The 19,074-nt window shown below is 46.9% G+C and carries 14 protein-coding genes and 1 pseudogene; 8 read left to right on the forward strand and 7 right to left on the reverse strand.

What is annotated here, in order from left to right; genetic code table 11:
* Both QUB14_RS17370 and QUB14_RS17375 read left to right on the forward strand, forming a co-directional pair.
* Positions 1-391: pseudogene (locus QUB14_RS17370) on the forward strand (IS4 family transposase); the annotation flags it as partial.
* Between the two features lie 294 nt (positions 392-685).
* The gene (locus tag QUB14_RS17375; RefSeq protein ID WP_333218373.1) at positions 686-1,051 is read left to right on the forward strand and encodes a hypothetical protein; all 366 of its coding nucleotides are present in this window, start codon (positions 686-688) and stop codon (positions 1,049-1,051) included.
* Positions 1,052-1,180: 129 nt separating this feature from the next.
* Here QUB14_RS17375 and QUB14_RS17380 read toward each other — a convergent pair whose 3' ends face one another.
* The 3 genes from QUB14_RS17380 to QUB14_RS17390 all read right to left on the reverse strand — a co-directional run bounded on the left by QUB14_RS17380 (position 1,181) and on the right by QUB14_RS17390 (position 3,107).
* A complete protein-coding gene (locus QUB14_RS17380; protein ID WP_190657093.1) occupies positions 1,181-1,474 on the reverse strand; it encodes a DUF3288 family protein in 294 nt (97 codons plus the stop codon).
* A 99-nt stretch (positions 1,475-1,573) separates the two neighbouring features.
* A complete protein-coding gene (locus tag QUB14_RS17385; protein WP_333218372.1) occupies positions 1,574-2,482 on the reverse strand; it encodes a hypothetical protein in 909 nt (302 codons plus the stop codon).
* 55 nt (positions 2,483-2,537) lie between these two features.
* The gene (locus QUB14_RS17390; RefSeq protein ID WP_333218371.1) at positions 2,538-3,107 is read right to left on the reverse strand and encodes a tetratricopeptide repeat protein; all 570 of its coding nucleotides are present in this window, start codon (positions 3,105-3,107) and stop codon (positions 2,538-2,540) included.
* A 172-nt stretch (positions 3,108-3,279) separates the two neighbouring features.
* On the opposite strand from QUB14_RS17390, the gene QUB14_RS17395 reads away from it, so the two are divergent.
* Entirely contained in the window at positions 3,280-4,020 is a 741-nt protein-coding gene (locus QUB14_RS17395) for an SDR family oxidoreductase (protein WP_333218370.1), read from the forward strand.
* 309 nt (positions 4,021-4,329) lie between these two features.
* On the opposite strand, the gene QUB14_RS17400 is transcribed toward QUB14_RS17395, so the two are convergent.
* Positions 4,330-6,375, reverse strand: coding sequence for a serine/threonine-protein kinase (locus QUB14_RS17400; protein ID WP_333218369.1), 2,046 nt, complete (start codon positions 6,373-6,375; stop codon positions 4,330-4,332).
* Between the two features lie 453 nt (positions 6,376-6,828).
* Here QUB14_RS17400 and msrP point away from each other — a divergent pair, with 453 nt between their 5' ends.
* Together msrP and QUB14_RS17410 are read left to right on the forward strand one after the other, a co-directional pair.
* Positions 6,829-7,812, forward strand: a complete 984-nt coding sequence (gene msrP, locus QUB14_RS17405; protein WP_333218368.1) for a protein-methionine-sulfoxide reductase catalytic subunit MsrP — start codon at positions 6,829-6,831, stop codon at positions 7,810-7,812.
* Positions 7,813-8,075: 263 nt separating this feature from the next.
* On the forward strand, positions 8,076-8,735 hold the full coding sequence (locus QUB14_RS17410; protein ID WP_333218367.1) for a Uma2 family endonuclease: 660 nt from the start codon (positions 8,076-8,078) through the stop codon (positions 8,733-8,735).
* A gap of 96 nt (positions 8,736-8,831) precedes the next feature.
* Here the strand turns inward: QUB14_RS17410 and miaA are convergent, their stop codons facing one another.
* Positions 8,832-9,734, reverse strand: coding sequence for a tRNA (adenosine(37)-N6)-dimethylallyltransferase MiaA (gene miaA, locus QUB14_RS17415; RefSeq protein ID WP_333218366.1), 903 nt, complete (start codon positions 9,732-9,734; stop codon positions 8,832-8,834).
* Between the two features lie 258 nt (positions 9,735-9,992).
* Between miaA and gyrB the strand changes: the two genes are divergently transcribed.
* Together gyrB and QUB14_RS17425 are read left to right on the forward strand one after the other, a co-directional pair.
* Complete coding sequence (gene gyrB, locus QUB14_RS17420) at positions 9,993-11,933, forward strand: DNA topoisomerase (ATP-hydrolyzing) subunit B (RefSeq protein ID WP_333218365.1); 1,941 nt, start codon at positions 9,993-9,995, stop codon at positions 11,931-11,933.
* 249 nt (positions 11,934-12,182) lie between these two features.
* Complete coding sequence (locus QUB14_RS17425) at positions 12,183-12,899, forward strand: heme oxygenase (biliverdin-producing) (protein ID WP_333218364.1); 717 nt, start codon at positions 12,183-12,185, stop codon at positions 12,897-12,899.
* A gap of 144 nt (positions 12,900-13,043) precedes the next feature.
* Here QUB14_RS17425 and QUB14_RS17430 read toward each other — a convergent pair whose 3' ends face one another.
* Together QUB14_RS17430 and mfd are read right to left on the reverse strand one after the other, a co-directional pair.
* Positions 13,044-13,703, reverse strand: a complete 660-nt coding sequence (locus QUB14_RS17430) for an S-layer homology domain-containing protein (protein WP_333218363.1) — start codon at positions 13,701-13,703, stop codon at positions 13,044-13,046.
* A 126-nt stretch (positions 13,704-13,829) separates the two neighbouring features.
* Positions 13,830-17,399 (reverse strand): transcription-repair coupling factor, encoded by a 3,570-nt coding sequence (mfd, locus tag QUB14_RS17435; protein WP_333218362.1) that lies wholly within the window; start codon positions 17,397-17,399, stop codon positions 13,830-13,832.
* 289 nt (positions 17,400-17,688) lie between these two features.
* Here mfd and QUB14_RS17440 point away from each other — a divergent pair, with 289 nt between their 5' ends.
* Positions 17,689-19,017 (forward strand): hemolysin family protein, encoded by a 1,329-nt coding sequence (locus QUB14_RS17440; protein ID WP_333218361.1) that lies wholly within the window; start codon positions 17,689-17,691, stop codon positions 19,015-19,017.
* Positions 19,018-19,074: the final 57 nt, after the last annotated feature.

The following is a 19,074-nucleotide window of genomic DNA, read 5'->3' on the forward strand; positions in this document are numbered from 1 at the left end:
GGCGATCGCTGCCTATCAGAAGCGGATGGGAATTGAAGAAATGTTCCGAGATTACAAAAGCGGAGGCTATTATTTAGAGGGAACAGGCTTAAAAGGTCAGCGGTTGATGACCCTCATTTTATTAATAGCACTCGCCTACAGTAGTGCCATCATGCAAGGAACAAATCTCAAAATGAAATCGGTCAAAAAGTACATTGTTCGCCCTCAAGAGTCACAAAGAAAATATGCAAGACGGAGTACCTTTGGCAGTGGTTTAGATAGCCACCAATGGCTAACATACCTGGAAAAATATGCCGACGCAGTTCAAGAGTTAATGACTTTAACCCCGACTAAGCGCTACTTTTACCAACAGGGGATGAGAGCTATAAGTCAGATTCAGTCTAGCTCTTAGCCATCTTGTCACCCCCCCAGGACAGTGGGTGTATCTTTTTGCTTAAGACTGAAAAAGAATCATTGTTTGGAAACATAAAACTTAATTTGGCAACGTTTAGACCAATTAGGATTAGTCCCAGGAACTTCCTTATATTTTCAAGGAATTAGGGTCAGAAAAACGCAGCCAGTAGCAGGATTTGATATTGCTTGTAAATGGAAATAAAATTACCGGGGAAGGAAAGTAAAAGACGCCTGGTTTATTTTAACAGATTTAGGCTCGTTGCCATTCGCGATCTCCGCTTATAAACAGCGAATGGGAATTGAAGAAATGTTCCGAGATTGCAAGACAGGAGGTTATAATCTAGAAGGGAGTGGTTTAAGGGGAGACCGACTGATTAAGATGATTCTGTTAATGGCTATCGCCTACACCTCCGCGATATTTCAAGGCATTGAAACTCAGAAAAAGCAGGTACAAAAATATGTATCTCGCCGCTCCGAACCGATAAAAAAATACCGTAGACGGAGTATATTTGGCGTTGGTAAGGATGGAGAACAGTGGGTTGATTATCTCGATCGGCATTTATTAGAAATTCAACAGTTAATGAAGTTGACTCGAAATAAACGTTGCTTTTATCAACAGGGTATACGGGCTGCCACCCTTATTGCGTCTATCTCCTAAACCTCTTTGTCACCCCCCCAGGTCCCGACCAAAGCAAGGGTTTCAGGCTACGACCTAAAAAGTTTCCCGACTATTGTCTTAACCGCCAAGGCGGTTCGCGGTTGCTATAAATGTTGATTTTTGAGTGTCTTAAAGCCAATCTTCTTGATCGCTTTTTTGCTTTCTATAAACCTCACCTTGGGCGTGAATTTTACGGGTTTGTTCGTAAAGAGTTTCTTCGGTATAATTCCATTTTTGCAGGACTTTTTTTAAGTCTGCTTGGATATCTCTAGCGCCGGGAAAGCCTCGGTAGCGAATTATTAATCTTGCTAATTCCGATAAATTGTAGTCGTTTGCTTCTGAGGCTAATAAAGTATTGACACTGGCTCGATCGCGCTTGTATTGCGGATGCTGCTGATCTTGAGTTTTTTCTACTGAATCCATACTATTTATGTTTCCCAATCATTTAGAATACCGAGATACCCGACTTCTTCAAGAAGTCAGGTATCTAATTAGACGTAGGACACGGCCGGGTTTAAGCCCCTACTGCACTTCTTCAGTCAGCCCCAGAAATTTTTGTGTTTGTTGAGTAATACCAAATACCCGATCGCCGTGACAAAAGATTTCCCAAGCGCGAATTCCCATAAAACCAATACCTGCAACCGTCAAGGGCATCGCTGCGGCACCTAAAAGCGCGGCAATGGGGGGAAATATCATGCACAGTGTTAACAGAATGCCAGTAATAACACCACCAGCAATGCCAGCTTTGGCGGTGGCGGTGGCGACTTGTTCGACTAACTCTGACTGGGTAATTTTGCCTTCAACGCACAATAGCGAGTTTTCTAAGATAGAAAATATTAACTCAATTACTGCTGCGGCGATCGCCCCTTTCATTGCAGCCCCAACAATTTCCGCAACTGCTGCTTTAAACGCAGCATCCGCTAAAACTTGCTTAGCAACTGCTAATTCTGCTGCAGTCATGTCTGCACCACCGCGAGCACGATTCACCCAAAAATATTCAAAAATCCCGTTAGCAGCTTCGCTTCCGCCTCCATTGACGTACGCTTGGATGTGACTCCAATCTTTATCTTGACAGAAGTTGCGAATTGCTTCTGGGCCTTGGGCACGAATTTGGGCGGGTATGGATTCAAATACTTTTGCTGCTTCTTGAACATTTCGCATTCCGTCACGCACCCCAGCCCTAGCAAATTTGAATTGCAGATTTGTTGGCAGGTTCTCAAAACGGATGTTATGTGCTATTTTAAAAGCTTCTTGAGTGGCGATCGCCCCGGCACTAACCATTGAACTTGGCGCTGATTGTACCCACGCCGTTAATACAGTTGCACTTTCCTCGAATTTTGCATCAATTTGGTTGCCTAAGTTTTGGATATCGGCAACAGTTTCTTGTACTTTAGCCGTTAGGAATTCGAGCGGATTATGGTTAATTTCCATGTTGCTCCAGCTTGCATCGTTAATGATTAAATTATTTTGACTATAACATTCCTCTTCAGTAAGTGTTATTGTTTACTGAATTGCTTCTATCTTCTAACTCCGGCTGTAAATTGAGAGCTTTTTTTTGATAAAATAAACCTTCATTGATTCGCCCTTCCTCTTCCAAACTTTTGCCTAAATTCCAATAAGCGACGGCTAAATCTGGTTGAAGAGCAATAGATTTTTGATAGTAAGTTATGGCGTCATCGAGCTGGCCTTGTTTGTAAAACATACTGCCCAAGTTAACATAGGCTTCTACCAAATTAGGATCGAATTCTATCGCCTTGGAGTAGGCGCGAATGGCCGCGTCTATTTTGCCTTGGGCTTGCAGGATATTGCCTAGAGTTTTGTAGGCGGCGGGGAAATTCGATTGCTGGCGAAGTGCTTGGTAACATGAGGCGATCGCCTCTGCAAATTTTTGTTGAGCATAATAAACTTCAGCTATCTTGTTGAGTGCGATCGCACTATCCGCTTGAAGGGCTAATATTTTTTGATATTGAGCGATCGCCTCGTCAAGTTTTCCTGATTTCTGGAGGCTCTCGCCCGCTGACAAATACTGCTCTGCTAACTCGGAATTTACGGTCATAGATTTTACTTTAACAGCCGACACTACTTTACCACAAGTGTTAGTTAGTAACCGCGATTTCTAGGGATATTCTGACTATTTTAAGTTTTAAATTTGTTTCTGTACCAGAATGCGGAAAAAAATAGTATGATTATTCTGAACCACCATCAACGCTAATTGCAGAGGAAATCTCATGCCATCACTAGCAGGAAAAGTGGCAATTGTGACCGGTGCATCGCGGGGAATTGGACGCGCGATCGCCCTGCGATTATCCCAAGAAGGGGCATCAGTGGTCATCAACTACGCCAGAGGCGCAGATCAGGCGAAAGATGTTGTGTCAGCGATTGAAGCAGCAGGCGGCAAAGCATTAGCCGTGCAAGCCGATGTCAGCAAAACCGCAGAAATTCGCGATTTGTTCGATCGCACTCTGGAAACCTATTCACAAGTCGATATTTTAGTCAATAATGCAGGAGTAATTCTTTACAAACCTGTAGCGGAAGTTACCGAAGCAGAGTTTGATAATCTGTTTGCAATTAACGTCAAAGGCACGTTTTTTGCTTGTCAAGAAGCTGCTAAACGCATGGCGGAGGGAGGAAGAATTGTTAATTTTTCCAGTTCGACAACGGCGATGCTACTGCCAACTTATGGGGCTTATGTGGCGACAAAAGGCGCGGTAGAACAGCTAACTCGATCGCTGGCTAAGGAATTGGGTGATCGCCAAATTACAGTCAATGTCATTTCTCCGGGCCCAACGGATACAGAACTCTTCACTTTTGGCAAAACCGCTGAACAAATACAAAGATTTACTCAAATGGCTGCTTTGGGAAGACTTGGAAAAGTTGAAGATATTGCCGATGTGACGGCTTTTTTGTGCAGCGAACAAGCCCGCTGGATTACTGGACAAAATATCCGCGTTAACGGCGGCATTGCCTAAAGATATACTTCAGTCAGCTTGCAGTGGACTTCGTTTGTATAGCAGCGATGTCAAGAGACTGTTGGTTAATCAACCAGGGGTTTCACCACTTATCCCTAAAAATGGTAGATCGGGAGTAAATGTCTAATTGACCATATAGCTGTTAACTACAAAGAGCGAACGCAAATGCTGCGTTCCCGAGGTGGGGGGTAACACCCTCTGCGAAATCGCCAACAGTCTCTTTCAATCGCCGAGTTTAAGAATCCTCAACCAAAATCTTTGATTTGGCTGGGGATTCTTCAACTTTGATGGGGCGGACAACCAAACAAATCAAGGAGACAGCCGCCATACCTTAATCGTGTCGTCAAAACTGCCACTGATCAGAGTTTTGTCTTGAGGATTAAAAGCCAATTCCACCCAAGTAGAATGACCCTTCAGCGTGCCGGCGATTTCGCCCGAACTCATGTGCCACAGCTTGATAGTCCCGCTCAAATCGGCGCTAGCGAGTTTGTCTCCGTCCGGACTGAAAGCTAGAGACTGAATTCGATCGGCATGACCGTTAAAAATCACTTCACCCGAGGGTGCGGACCAGTGTTCCTTGGTGATATCCCAAATCCTCACCGTATTGTCCCAGCCCCCACTGCCCAAAATTTTACCGTCAGGGCTGACAGTAAGAGCCGAAACAGCATCAAAATGACCCGTGAGAGTGGCTTGGAATTCCCCAGTCTTCCAATTCCACAGCTTGATAGTACCGTCGCCGTTGCCAGTAAAGAGAGTGTCTTTATAGGGACTGAAAGCCACCGAATGCACCTGGTCAAAAACCCCTTGGAGAGTTTCCAACTCGGCACCACCTTCCACTTGCCACAGCTTCAAAGTATTATCCTTACCGACGCTGGCGATGGCTTCGCCGTCTGGACTGAAAACCACCGAGAACACGCCGTCTGTGTGGCCGTCCAAAGTCCGAATTAACTTGCCAGAATAGAAATTCCACAATTTAATCGTACCGTCAGCGCTGCCGCTGGCGATCGTCCTGCCGTCGGGACTGACGGCCACCGACCACACAGGCCCCAAATGTCCTGCTAAAACCTTGAGTAGCTTGCCGCGACGCTTGTGCAACAGATGAATTGTACCGTCGTTGTTCCCGCTGACTATCACGCGGCCGTTGGGAGCGACTGCTACCGCCCAAACCGGGTTTTTGTCTCGCTCCGCCAGAGTCCGCACTGCAGGCAGGGACTGCGAGGCGTCACCGTTGAAATCCTGCATCGGTGGCGGATTGAACCGAATTTCGGGAATGCTAGAAACAGGTTCAGAAGAAGTGAAAGCCTGCGGTGCTGGAGATGGCAAGCGAATACCCAGCACTACGGACAGCAGGGCAACCGCACTTGCTCCCCACATCGCTAAAGTCCACTTGGGTTTGCTGAGAATCACGTCTACCGGTGCCGGGCCGTATTTCATGTCTGTGAGAATTGCCTCGGTCGATCCATAGCGTTTTGATGGTTCTCGCTGCACCATTTTATCCAGAATGCGGCCGAGTCGCGCCGAAACTGGTACTTTCAAATAATGCCTCCAGGCCCAACTTTCGGCTTTGATGTCAAACAAATCAAAGGGCGACATTCCCGTTAACAAGTGAATGCAAGTGAGGCCCAAACTGTAGATGTCGCTGCTCTTAATCGCTTGACCTTTAATTTGTTCCGGGGCCGCGTATTCGGCAGAACCTGTCACCGTTTCTATTTTCAGCGGCCCGCTGTTTGCCGGAATTGCCGCGCCGAAATCGACTAAAACTAGCCCCGAGGCACTTTCTTGGGACAGGGGGTATAGATCCTCTTTCCCTGCCAAAGCTGGGGATGCTTGGGGAGTTTTGCGGTGAATAATATTCGACGGTTTGATATCTCCGTGAATCAGTTGATGTTCGTGAACAAATTGCAGCACTGGCAACAATTCGCTCAGCAGATACCAAATTTGAATTTCTTTAACAACACCTTTTTCTGAAAGCCGATCGGCTAAATTGCGGCCTTCGATGTATTCTTGCACTAAATACTGGCAGCCTTCGAGTTCAAAAGATGCCAGCAGTTTCGGTATTTGCGGATGTTTCCCCAACTCGTCGAGAACTGAGGCCGAGCCGCGAAATGTCCGGTTTTGGTGTGTGCCACCGTCTGCGGCTGCTGCTGAGCCGCAGAACTGTTGAATGACGCAGCGGGGTTGCGAAGGTTGGTCTTCATCGACTGCTAAGAAGGTGCGGCAAGTGAGACTTTGACCGAGGGTGTGAAAGACTCGGTAGCGGCCTTTTAGCAGCAAGTTCGACTCGCAACTTTTGCATACTGTCGCGCGATCGAGATTTTGGGGATTCTGGCAATGGGGATTGGTGCAGTAACTCATTTGTCTTTCCGCTGGAGACCCCCGTCCGACATACTGGTTGGTGGGGGAGGAAAGCGGGGCGGTGCGTGCCGCTTCCTGTGGACAAATTAAATAATTAATTGGAATCTTTGCTTTATGATAATTCTTTCCCAGATTTTCGCCACAATTGCTTCGGTCGATCGCGCGTAAATAATTGCTGACTTTCCTGCGAGCGAGGTTTAATAGGTCTATCGTACCGAGCTCATTCGAGCGATCGGCGGGATTTGCTGTTACCGAATTACGTTATACTGTCATTGCGAATACTTTCAGTGCGATCGCAGCAAAGTAAAGCAATCGCGAGGCATTGCCAAATATCCGCGATTGTTTGTTCTATGGAGTCAATCTCAAACCTCAAATCTCTAATCTCAAATCGACTAACAGATTAAAACTTAGGCCACTTTTGCCAAACTAACTACTAACTTTTAACTATTACTTATGCCGTTAATTCGCGTTCCCAAACCTTGGGAAATTCTCGAACCCCAAATTACCCCAGAAACAGCATTTCTCAACCGCCGCCGCTTCATGACAAATTTAATTGGCGCCGGCGTGACTGCTTCGCTACTGCCGCTGACCGGCTGCCAAAGCAATCCTAGCTCAAAAACTGCTCTGGATCAAAGCTCAACCCAAGCATATTCGGGATTGAGCCGGAATTCCGCCTTTGCGAAAGTCGATCGAGCGATTACCGACGAAGCCTTAGCTACAAAATACAACAATTTTTACGAATACGGCGGCACAAAATCTATTTGGCAAGCCGCTCAAGCTTTGCCAACAGAAAACTGGAAAGTAGAAGTAAGCGGTTTAGTAAAAAATCCCCGCACTTATGATATTGACGACCTCTACAAAAAATTTCCTATCGAAGAACGAGTTTATCGATTTCGCTGCGTAGAAGCCTGGGCGATGGTAGTTCCTTGGGTCGGGTTTCCCATGAAATTACTGATGGCTGATGTCGAACCGCAATCAAAGGCTAAATTCGTTCGCTTTACCTCATTTTACGACCCCAAAATTACTCCCGGCCCCGGTTTGATGTCGCAATTTTATCCTTGGCCTTATACCGAAGGTCTGCGGGTCGAGGAAATGGCCAACGATTTAGCATTTTTTGCCACAGGCTTGTATGGCCGAAGGCTGCCAAAACAAAATGGTGCGCCGCTGCGGCAAGTGATTCCTTGGAAATACGGTTTTAAGGGCGCAAAGTCGATTGTAAAAATTGAATTTATCGAACAACAGCCCGCCACTTTTTGGAATACAATCGGCCCCAACGAATACGCCTTTGAAGCAAATGTCGAACCCGACAAACCGCACCCCAGATGGTCGCAGGCTAGCGAACGGGTAGTCGGTCCCGGTAACAGTTGGTCGTGGGAAACTCGCCCGACTTTGCCCTATAACGGTTACGGCGAATATGTGGCGAGTTTGTACAGTTAATTAAGTATGCGAGATGTAATTTGAGGAACAGGCTTTTCTGCTTCTCAAATTATTAATTTATCTCTTTTCTCTTTCTCTGCGCCCTCTGCGTTCTCTGCGGTTAATAAAAAAAAAAGATTTTTTTTCGGTTCAGCAAAATGAAATACAGGACACGGCAATGCCCTATCCCTACCCTATACCTGCACTTTGTTTGTAAATTTTACCTTGATTTTGCAGTCGATAGACTACAATAAAAATTGATGAAGCTACCAAGGAATTGTTAAATGGTAACAACAACATCAACTCCCGTAGAGCAGCAAACTACCCAAGAAAAGCGAGTTATTTTAAAAGGTGTCAGTTGGTCAACTTTTAAAGCCTTGCTGGCCGATGTTGGGGACGATCGAGCTTGGAGAATTGCTTACGATGAAGGAGTATTAGAAATCAGGATGCCGCTGGAAGAACACGAAGAACCCAAACGACTGATAGAAAGCTTTGTGGAAGCCATTGTAGATGAACTGGAAATTGAACTTAGGAGTCTTGGTTCGCTGACTCTTGAACGAGAAGATTTAACTCGTGCTGTAGAACCTGATTCCTGTTTCTACATTCAAAATGAATCTTTAGTTAGAGGCAGAAATATCAATTTGCCAAATGACCCGCCGCCGGATTTAGCAATAGAGTCAGATTACACAAATTCTTCTATCAATAAGTTTACAATTTATGCTGCTCTTGGTGTTCCCGAACTGTGGAGGTATCGCCGGGAATCTCTGCAAGTTTATCACCTTGTGGAGGGAAAATATGAAATGTGCGATCGCAGTTTAGCTTTTTCCTTTTTACCCGTTGCCGAAATTCCCGGTTTCATCGAACAAAGCAGAACAGTCGGACAGCGGGCGGCTGTGCGTTTATTTCGGCAAAGAATTAGAGAGATTTTGCCGATTCAAAGTTAACGCAAAAATCAGACTGTATTTTAAAATTTAGCCAATTAATTTAAATTACATCAGCGTTCATCAGCGGTTTTAAAAAAAAATAATTCCCATCTAAAATCACTTGAGAAATTCCTGCACTCTCTGCCAAACTCTTTCTAGCAAATCAGGTGTGCTAACATCAAACCATTCAATTTCAGGATACGCTCGAAACCAGGTGCGCTGTCTCTTCGCAAATTGCCGCGTGTGCAAAATTGTTAATTCTTTGGCTTCTTCAAGCTTAATTTCGCCAGCCAAATATTGTTTCATTTCCTGATAGCCCAGCGTGTTCAACAGTGGCAAGTCGCAACCGTATTTTTTACACAAATATTCTACTTCAGCTATCCAACCCTGTTCTAGCATTTGTTCTGTGCGCTGTTCGATACGATCGACCAAAACTTCGATATCGCAATCCAACCCAATTTGTAAAATAGGATAATTGGGAGGATTTTCGCCCTGCTGTTCGGAAATAGGGCGACCGGTGACATAAAATACTTCCAGTGCTCTTAAAGTTCTTACTGGGTCATTGAGGTGAATTTTCTCGGCGGCAGACCGATCGACCTGCTGCAACATCGCGTAACATTGAGATTGTCCGAGTTCGGCAAGTTGCGATCGCAATTCGGGCATCGGCGCTACCCTAGGTATTTTTAAACCCCTGACGATCGATTTAATATATAAGCCCGTCCCTCCAACCAACAACAGAGGAGGAGACAAGGGAAATTCGACATCAGAAATTAATTTTTGAGCTTGCTGCTGGTACTCTGCTAGCGTCAGAGTTTCTGTGGGATCGCAGATGTCAATTAAGTGATGCGGTACACAAGTGCGATCGACTGCCGTCGGTTTTGCTGTTCCGATGTCAAATTCGCGGTACACTTGACGGGAGTCCGCACTCAGGATCGAGGATTGCAGTCGCCCCGCCAAAGCCAAAGCCACTCCCGACTTCCCCGTCGCCGTCGCCCCGCAAATCGTAATTAATCTAGGCATAAGCTGTCGCACATTTCCCTATAAAAACTCTCAAATCCTCTCCTATCCATGCTTTCCCCTCTCTCCATCCACTGATTCACCGCGATCGGCCTGGGCAGTCCTCCAGCAATCTCAAAACTATTCCCCTCCCTCCCCCCAATAAATTTCCCTTCAGAAAGCCCTAGCATCGCCTTTAACGGTTTTGTGCTATAATTTTAGGAGTTTTCCCATTTTAGAAGCTTTCGGGGCTTTAGGCCTCATTATTGGAGCTATTTTTGTATGACCAGCAGCTACAGCGCCGACCAGATTCAAGTTCTCGAAGGTCTCGAAGCAGTCCGTAAACGACCGGGGATGTACATCGGTACCACCGGCCCGCGAGGACTCCACCATCTAGTTTACGAGGTTGTGGACAATTCCATTGATGAGGCGCTGGCTGGCCACTGCACTCACATCGAGATTGACATCAACGCCGACGGTTCCGTTACCGTGACAGACGACGGCCGGGGTATTCCGACCGGCATCGTTGCCAAGACTGGCAAATCGGGAATAGAAACAGTAATGACTGTACTCCACGCCGGCGGTAAATTTGGCGGTGGTGGCTACAAGGTTTCTGGAGGATTGCACGGTGTAGGTATTTCTGTTGTTAACGCGCTGTCCGAGTGGGTAGAAGTGACAGTTTGGCGCGACCAAAAAGAACATTTACAGCGCTACGAAAGAGGCAATCCAGTTACTGAACTTACTGCCAAGCCCAACAAAGGCACTCGCACCGGCACTTCAGTTTCTTTCTTGCCAGATACTCAAATATTTAGCACTGGCATTGAATTTGATTACACTATACTCGCCGGGCGCTTGCGAGAATTGGGTTACTTGAATGCGGGCGTGAGAATTACCTTTAGCGACCACCGTTTGGAACTGCTTAAAAGTAGCGAACCTCGCATCGAAACATACTGTTATGAGGGCGGAATCAAGGAATATATCGCCTACATGAACCGCGAAAAGCAGCCTCTGCACGAAGAAGTGATCTACGTGCAAGGAGAACGCAACAACGTGCAGATAGAAGTGGCTTTGCAGTGGTGCGTTGATGCTTTTAGCGACAACGTTCTAGGTTTTGCTAACAACATTCGGACGATCGACGGTGGCACGCACTTAGAAGGTTTGAAGGCTGTTTTGACGCGGACGATGAATTCGATCGCCCGCAAGCGCAACAAAATCAAAGAAAACGAGCCCAACCTCGCCGGCGAAAACGTTCGCGAAGGTTTGACAGCAGTGATTTCGGTCAAAGTCCCAGACCCGGAATTTGAAGGTCAAACTAAAACTAAGCTAGGAAATACAGAAGTTCGGGGAATTGTCGATTCCTTGGTAGGCGAAGTATTGACAGAATATTTGGAGTTTCGCCCCCAAGTAGCGGACGCTATTTTGGAAAAAGCAATTCAGGCATTTAAGGCCGCTGAAGCCGCCCGCCGTGCCCGCGATTTAGTGCGCCGAAAATCAGTCTTAGAATCGTCTCCTTTGCCTGGAAAATTAGCGGACTGTAGTTCCAGAGACCCTGCCCTATCTGAGATCTACCTGGTGGAGGGGGATTCTGCAGGCGGATCGGCAAAACAAGGGCGCGATCGCCAATTCCAAGCAATCCTGCCTTTGCGCGGTAAAATTCTCAATATTGAGAAAACAGACGACGCCAAAATCTATAAAAATAACGAAATTCAGTCGTTAATTACAGCCCTGGGTTTGGGCATAAAAGGCGAAGAATTCGATCCGGGTCAATTGCGGTATCACCACATCGTAATTATGACTGACGCTGACGTAGATGGTGCTCACATCCGCACGCTGTTGCTGACTTTCTTCTACCGCTATCAGCGCGCACTTGTAGACCAAGGTTACATCTATATTGCTTGTCCTCCTCTCTATAAAGTGGAACGGGGACGCAATCATTACTACTGTTACAGCGATCGCGAAATGAACAATCTCGTCCGCAATGAATTTCCGGCGAATGCTAATTACACGATCCAGCGGTTCAAAGGTTTGGGTGAAATGATGCCGACACAGTTGTGGGATACAACGATGAACCCAGAAACTCGGACGCTGAAACGGGTGGAGATTGAAGACGCTGCAGAGGCCGATCGCATCTTTACGATCTTAATGGGCGATCGTGTCGCCCCCCGCCGCGAATTCATCGAAACCTACGGCCCCAAACTCAACCTCCTTGACTTGGACATCTAAATTAATCATTAGTCATTTTTCGTTAGCTAACAGCTAATAGCTGAGGACTAATGACTAAACTTTTGCGGCCCTGATGCCTTCTGCCCTTTCGGGCGATCGGGCATCAGGGCCGTTTGATGTCTCTAGGTTTTGTTATAAAAATTAATACAATCTCTCATCAAATCGATCTAAGGTAAATGCTTAGGTAATTTTTAGATTTTTGGCGCATCCATCAGCTACCACAAAAATAGAAGGTTGGACAAATATAGCATGAGCATCAATTTAGCGACCAAATTGCGTGAGGGAACGAAAAAGTCCCACACAATGGCAGAAAACGTCGGTTTTGTCAAGTGTTTTTTAAAAGGCGTTGTAGAAAAAACTTCTTACCGGAAGTTAGTAGCAAACCTCTACTTTGTCTACTCGGCAATGGAAGAGGAAATGGAACACCAAAAGCAGCATCCGGTTGTTTCAAAAATTTACTTTTCTGAGTTGAATCGGAAACAAAGTTTAGAGCAAGATTTATTTTACTACTACGGTGCGAATTGGCGCGAACAAGTAGCTCCGTCAGCCGCAGCTAAAGCTTATGTGCAGCGGATTCACGAGATTTCGGCGACGGCACCGGAACTGTTAGTAGCTCACTCTTATACTCGCTACCTTGGCGATTTATCCGGCGGACAAATCCTGAAGGGAATTGCCCAGCGCGGGATGAATCTTTCCGAGGGAGAAGGCACTGCTTTCTATGAATTCCAGGATATTCCTGATGAAAAAGAGTTCAAAGCTAACTACCGTCAGGCAATGAATGAACTGCCGATTGACGAAGCAACAGCAGAGCGAATTGTTGACGAAGCTAATGCAGCTTTTGGCATGAACATGAAGATGTTCATGGAGTTAGAAGGCAATTTGATTAAAGCTGTCGGTCAGATGCTTTTCAATACCCTGACTCGGAAGCGCGGTGGTGCCAGTACCGAATTGGCTACTGCTGATTGAGTTAAAGCTCACTGGGGATAATTTGAGCCTCGTTTAAGAGGAAAACTTTAAATCCTGGGGGTTTGATGGCTGCTTTTACAGTCACCAAATCTCCGGGATTTTGCATGGCGGGCGATCGACTTTTTAACTCACAACTCAACACTATCACCTTCCCACGCCGCGATCGGGAGGCTGCTCGGCCGGGACAGGCAAAGAAGTGGGCCTTACCTGCCGCTCCAAATACTTGCTCAAAGCGTAAGCGATATCCCAGCGAGTCATCGGCTTCAAAGGATTAATCTTATTAGTTGCGAGATCGACATTAACAAACCCTTCATAAAGTGCAGTAGCCATAGACTTTCTAGCCCAAGTAGGAATGTCGCCTGCATCTGGATACTTAGCTAAAATTTCGGAAATGCTGGGTTCGGGAAACTGAAAAACCCCGTAAGCTTGAGCAAAAATCGCCAAAGCTTCAGCGCGACTCACCCTTTGATTTGGGAAAAACATTCCGTCGCGATATCCACTCATCGTTCCCGTTTTCAAAACAGTTTGAATCGCACTGTAAGCCCAATAACTCTTCGGTACGTCCGGCAATTCCATATCGGGTTTCTGAGCTGTTTTTCGCCGTTCCAAACCAAAAGTTTTCACTAAAATCATCGCCAAATCGGCGCGACTGACAAGGCCCTCAGCATTAAAGTTGCCACTGGCATCTTTATTCATCAATCCTGCGCTCACAACCCGGTCGATCGGGTCAATTATTTCTTGAGATTTAACCGCCATAGGCACTCCTTGCAGTAGGGCGATCGCCAAAAAAATACTCACTAACATTTTCACGATTTTAATCCTTTCTGTCGCTAAAACCATCATGAAAACAGCAGTAATATTTTTTCTGGTTCCATCGGTATTATTCTGTGGTTTCGGCGGTGCGCGACATTGGGGGATTATATATTAAAATCAAAGATTTGCTTCCGGCAAAGCGCCCTGCATTTTACCCAGCCAATCAATCAAATTATCCAATTGCTTTTGGGCCGTCAAAACCGCCATACCCCGAATAGTAACCTTCCCCTTGCTGTAGACAAAACGAGAGCGCAAATGTTCCGGCAAATTAGCCTTGAGCAAATTCCAAGCAGGTTCTTCCATAGCTGTTTCCAAAACTATGTGCTGCTTATTCTCCGGTTTGATCCGAGAAAAACCGATTTTTTTAGCGATTTGTTTGAGTTCTACCACACGGATAAGTTGCTGGGCTGGAAGAGGAATTGGCCCATAACGATCGCACCAATCGGCCTGAATCTGCTGTAACTCTTCTGGAGTATTAGCAGAAGCCACAGACCGATAAGCGCTCATCTTTTGATCCAAATCTGCGATGTAATCTGCAGGAATAAACGCCGTCAAAGTTAGGTCAATTTGCGCGTCTTCAACTTTCGGAATTTCCTGACCCTTAATTTCGCGAATAGCCTCCTCTAACATTTCAGCATACAAATCAAAACCGATCGCCTCCATTTGACCAGATTGTTCAGTACCCAAAACATCACCCGAACCGCGAATTTCCATATCTCGGACAGCCAACTGATAGCCCGAGCCCAACTGGGCAAACTCTTGAATTGCCCGCAGCCGCTGCCTTGCAGCATCAGACAGCTTATTCTGCTTGGGATAAAACAGCCAAGCATGAGCTTGAATCCCCGCGCGTCCCACCCGTCCCCGCAACTGGTAAAGCTGACCCAAACCAAAGCGCTGCGCGTCTTCAATTAAAATAGTATTGACTCGCGGAATATCCAAACCCGACTCAATAATCGTCGTGCACACCAAAATATCGAAATCTGCAGCACTGAAAGTCAGCATGACCGATTCTAATTCCGAAGCATCCATTTGACCGTGGGCGATCGCAATTCTGGCAGACGGTACCATCTCCTGCAACTGAGCGGCCAACTCATCAATCCCCTCAATCCGCGGCACCACGTAAAAAACCTGACCGCCCCTGTCCAACTCTTGACGAATTGCCGATCGCACCACTTCCGGGTTATAGGGAGCCAAATGCGTCTGAATCGGGCGCCTGCTGGGAGGCGGAGTCGCAATCAAACTCATCTCGCGAATCCCCGACAGCGACATATACAAAGTCCGGGGAATCGGCGTTGCTGTCAGAGTCAGAACATCTACCTCTGTTTTGAGAGCTTTAATCGCTTCCTTTTGCTTAACTCCAAACCGCTGTTCTTCATCCACCACCAACAAGCCCAAATCCCGAAATTTAATGGCTTTGCTCAAAACAGCTTGAGTACCGACAATCACATCTAATTCCCCAGTCGCCAAACGCTTGTGAATCTCCCGGCGCTCGGTTTCAGTGCGAAAGCGATTGAGCAAACCAACTTCGATCGGATAAGGGGAAAAACGCTCCGAGAGCGTGTGATAGTGCTGTTGGGTCAAAATCGTCGTCGGCGCGAGCAAAGCCACCTGCTTGCCCGCCGTAACCGCCTTAAAAATCGCTCTCAGAGCAACTTCTGTCTTACCAAAACCGACATCCCCGCAGACCAAGCGATCCATCGGTCGATCGCCCTCCATGTCGCGTTTCACATCCTGAGTTGCCTTCAACTGATCGGGGGTTGGCTGGTAAGGAAAAGAATCCTCCAATTCTTGTTGCCAAGGCATATCAGGAGGAAAAGCGTAACCTGTTTGTTTAGCTCTTTTAGCATAAAGATTCAGCAAATCCACTGCCAATTTTTTAACAGCTTTGCGAACCTTAGTTTTAGTTTTTTCCCAAGTTTGACCTGTCAGCTTGTTTAGATCCGGTACTTTATCGCCTACAGTCCGAAACCTCGACAAAGCGCCCAACTGATCTGCCGCCACTCTCAGAGTACCGTCAGCGTATTGAATCAATAAATACTCGCGAGTTTCGCGATCGATCGTCAAACGTTCCAATTTGATAAATTTACCCACTCCGTGCTGGCGGTGAACCACATAATCACCAGGGCTTAATTTATTCGGGTCTACTTGCTTAGAAGCAGCGCGACGGCGCTTGCGGACGTAGCTAAAAGTAGCAAGAGAATGCTGACCGTAAAATTCCCGATCGGTAATTAAAACAATCCGAAAAGTCGGCAGAATAAAACCTTCCAATTCTGCCAGCCCGCTGTACTTCAAAGCAACCGGAATGTGCTGCAATTGCAACTTGTCGATCGCCAAATAATCGCGCGGATTCACCACAAACTGAGCCGGACAGTCGTGTTCCGAAAGCAGAGAAACCGATCGGCTCGGTTGAGCAGAAACCAGAAAAATGGTAAAACCCCGATCGCGCTCTTCCCTGAGCATTTGAGACAGCTTCGCAAATTGGTGAGGCATCACCGGCACAGGCCGAGAAGCCAAATTAATCGCAGGCGCTAGCTGGTCGAGCTCCGCAGAGCTTTGAAATTTTTTAGAAGTAGAATCTTCTGCCAATTCAGAAAGTTCTAGCCGATCGAAAGCTGCGACATCTGCTATTGATTCAGCAAAAGTGCGGTGAATTTTCGGAACTTTCAAATTAGCAATTGGCAATTTTTCTGTTGTCTCATCAGCAACTGCCGATTCCCGATTGCAATTATTCCACTGTTCCTGTGCATTCTCAAACCAGCGGTCGCTGTGAGCTTCGCACCCTTGGGGTTCGTCAATAACAACTAAAGTATTTTCTGTCAAATAATCCAACAAAGATGCAGGTTGCTCGAACGCTAAACCCAACAGCCTGCGGACAAATTTTTCCCCTTCATTTTCCACTTCATTTTCGGGATCGAAAGAGCCTAGGTGGTTGATTGCGTCAAGCTTTTTTTCAGATAAAACTGCTTTAATAATTGTGTTAAAATTAGTAGGAGTTAAAACTAATCGCTCGACCTTATCGAGCGATCGCTGCGAAGACGGATCGAACTCCCGAATTTGCTCCAAATCATCCCCAAACCACTCCAGCCGCACCGGCAACTCAGCCGCCACCGGAAACACATCGACAATATCACCGCGACGGCTCCACTGACCCTCCATTTCCACCAGAGCCACCCGATCGTACCCCATCGACACCAGTTGGCGGTCAAGTATCTTCGAGTCTTGAACCGCACCTCGCTTCAGCGTCAGACAGTAGGGTTCAAAAACAGCAGGTGGCGGCAAGTGAGACTGGAGAGCTCTTTCGGTAGCTACAATCGCGATCGGCTTAGAATTAGCGTTTGTTTCTCGTTTTTCAACCAAATCCGCCAGCACCTGCATTTGTCCCCAAGTCATTTCGTTCTCGTCGGAGTAAGATAGCTCGTAGGGCGAAGCCTCCGAAGTTGGGTAAAAATGCACAGTCTGCCAGCCCATAGCCTCCAGCCCTGCCACCCAGCGGCCCGCTTCTTCTAGAGTGGCCGTCACTACCAGTAAACTCCGCCCTTCTTGCTGTGCGAGGGCGGAAGCTACTAAACCTTTGGGCAAACGAGCGATGCCGTTGAGTTGCAAGCAGCGATGGCGCTTGAGCTTGTTGAGGAGTTCTGTTGCTAGGGGCGATCGCCCCAGGGTACGAATTATTGAAGAGAAAGTCATGCGCTTTTAATTTTAATCCCCGATCGGCGAAGGCTCTTTCCCTTTGCCTGTTAAGGAGATTGTACGACAAACATCCATGATTGTGCCGCTGTGCTCTTGACGCATTGGAACTTAACTGGAGATAGATTTCTGCTTTAATATCTCGATCCTGCGATCGCGATCGAGCCCGGGACGTTAATCTAGTGACAGGTTTAGAAAAAATTTCGCTTTTGCGATCGAGATTCGCAGCTTGCAGGCTTCTCCTTTAACCGGGCAGAGCGCTTAGCCGTTACTACCGAAAATTTTAGAAATGTCCCCAAGTACCGATATTCTGATTGTTCTCCTGCTAATTTTCCTCAATGGCTTGTTTGTGATGTCAGAGATGGCCATCATCTCTGTACGGAAGGTGAGACTGCAACAGATGGCCAACCAAGGTTCAACCAATGCCCGCGTAGCCTTGGATCTGGCTAATGCCCCCAATCAGTTCTTACCGACAGTTCAAATCGGGATTACGATGCTGGCCATTCTGTCGGGCGCTTTTGGAGAAACGACGATTTCTAGAAGAGTAGAGCCTTTGTTGAACCTGATTCCTGTCCTCGCGCCCTACTCTAAGACGATCGCCTCAGTAGTAGCAGTTTTAACCATCACTTATCTGACCTTAATTATCGGCGAACTCGTGCCGAAGCGGCTAGCGCTCAACAACCCGGAGCCGATCGCTTCTAGCGTAGCAATTCCCATGCGAATGCTCTCAAAAATTGGCGCTCCTGCGGTTTATCTGTTAAGTCATTCCACTGACTTAGTGATGCGGATCATGGGGATTGTGCCTTCAACAGAACCGCAAGTTACAGAGGAAGAAATTAAAGTTTTAATAGAGCAAGGGACAGAAGCCGGAACCTTTGAAGAAGCCGAACAAGACATGGTAGAAAGAGTCTTTCGTTTGGGCGATCGGCGAGTCAGCGCCTTAATGACCCCGCGGCCCGATCTTACCTGGCTCGACCTCGACGACTCAGTAGAAGAAAACCGCCAAAAAATGCTCGGCAGCGGTCATTCTCGGTTTCCAGTGTGTCAAGGAGGCCTCGACAACGTGCTCGGTTTAGTACACGTTACAGATATGCTGTCGAGGACTTTAACCGGTCAACCCCTCGATTTAAGCGCTTCTTTACGGCGGCCTTTATTTGTACCGGAAAGCACGCGGGGGTTAAAAGTATTAGAGCTTTTCAAGCAATCTAGCAATCAAATTGCCTTGGTGGTAGACGAATACGGCGTCATTCAAGGATTGGTTACAGTCAACGACATTTTAGTCGAACTCGTTGGCGACTTTCCCTCGATTGAAGATGCTGACGAGCCCGAAGCCGTGCAGCGCGAAGACGGTTCTTGGCTGTTAGACGGAATGCTAGCAGTCGAAGATTTTTTTGAGCTGTTTGGAATCGAAGAGTCAGCAGAACACAAAGGAAGTTATCACACAATGGGCGGTTTTGTGATTACAAATTTGGGCAAAATTCCCACAGCAGCCGAGCATTTTGAGTGGAACGGTTTGCGCGTGGAAGTAGTCGATATGGACGGCAACCGAGTTGATAAGATATTGGTAATGCCGATCGACTCAGCGGGCGATCGACCTAGAACCCAACCAAACACCTAAAATTTAAACTCAGCGGTAAGGTGCGCTAGGCGCACCCTACATCAACCATTCAGCGGA

Origin of the sequence: Microcoleus sp. B3-D2 (assembly GCF_036705345.1) — a bacterium.
Taxonomy (GTDB): domain Bacteria; phylum Cyanobacteriota; class Cyanobacteriia; order Cyanobacteriales; family Microcoleaceae; genus Microcoleus.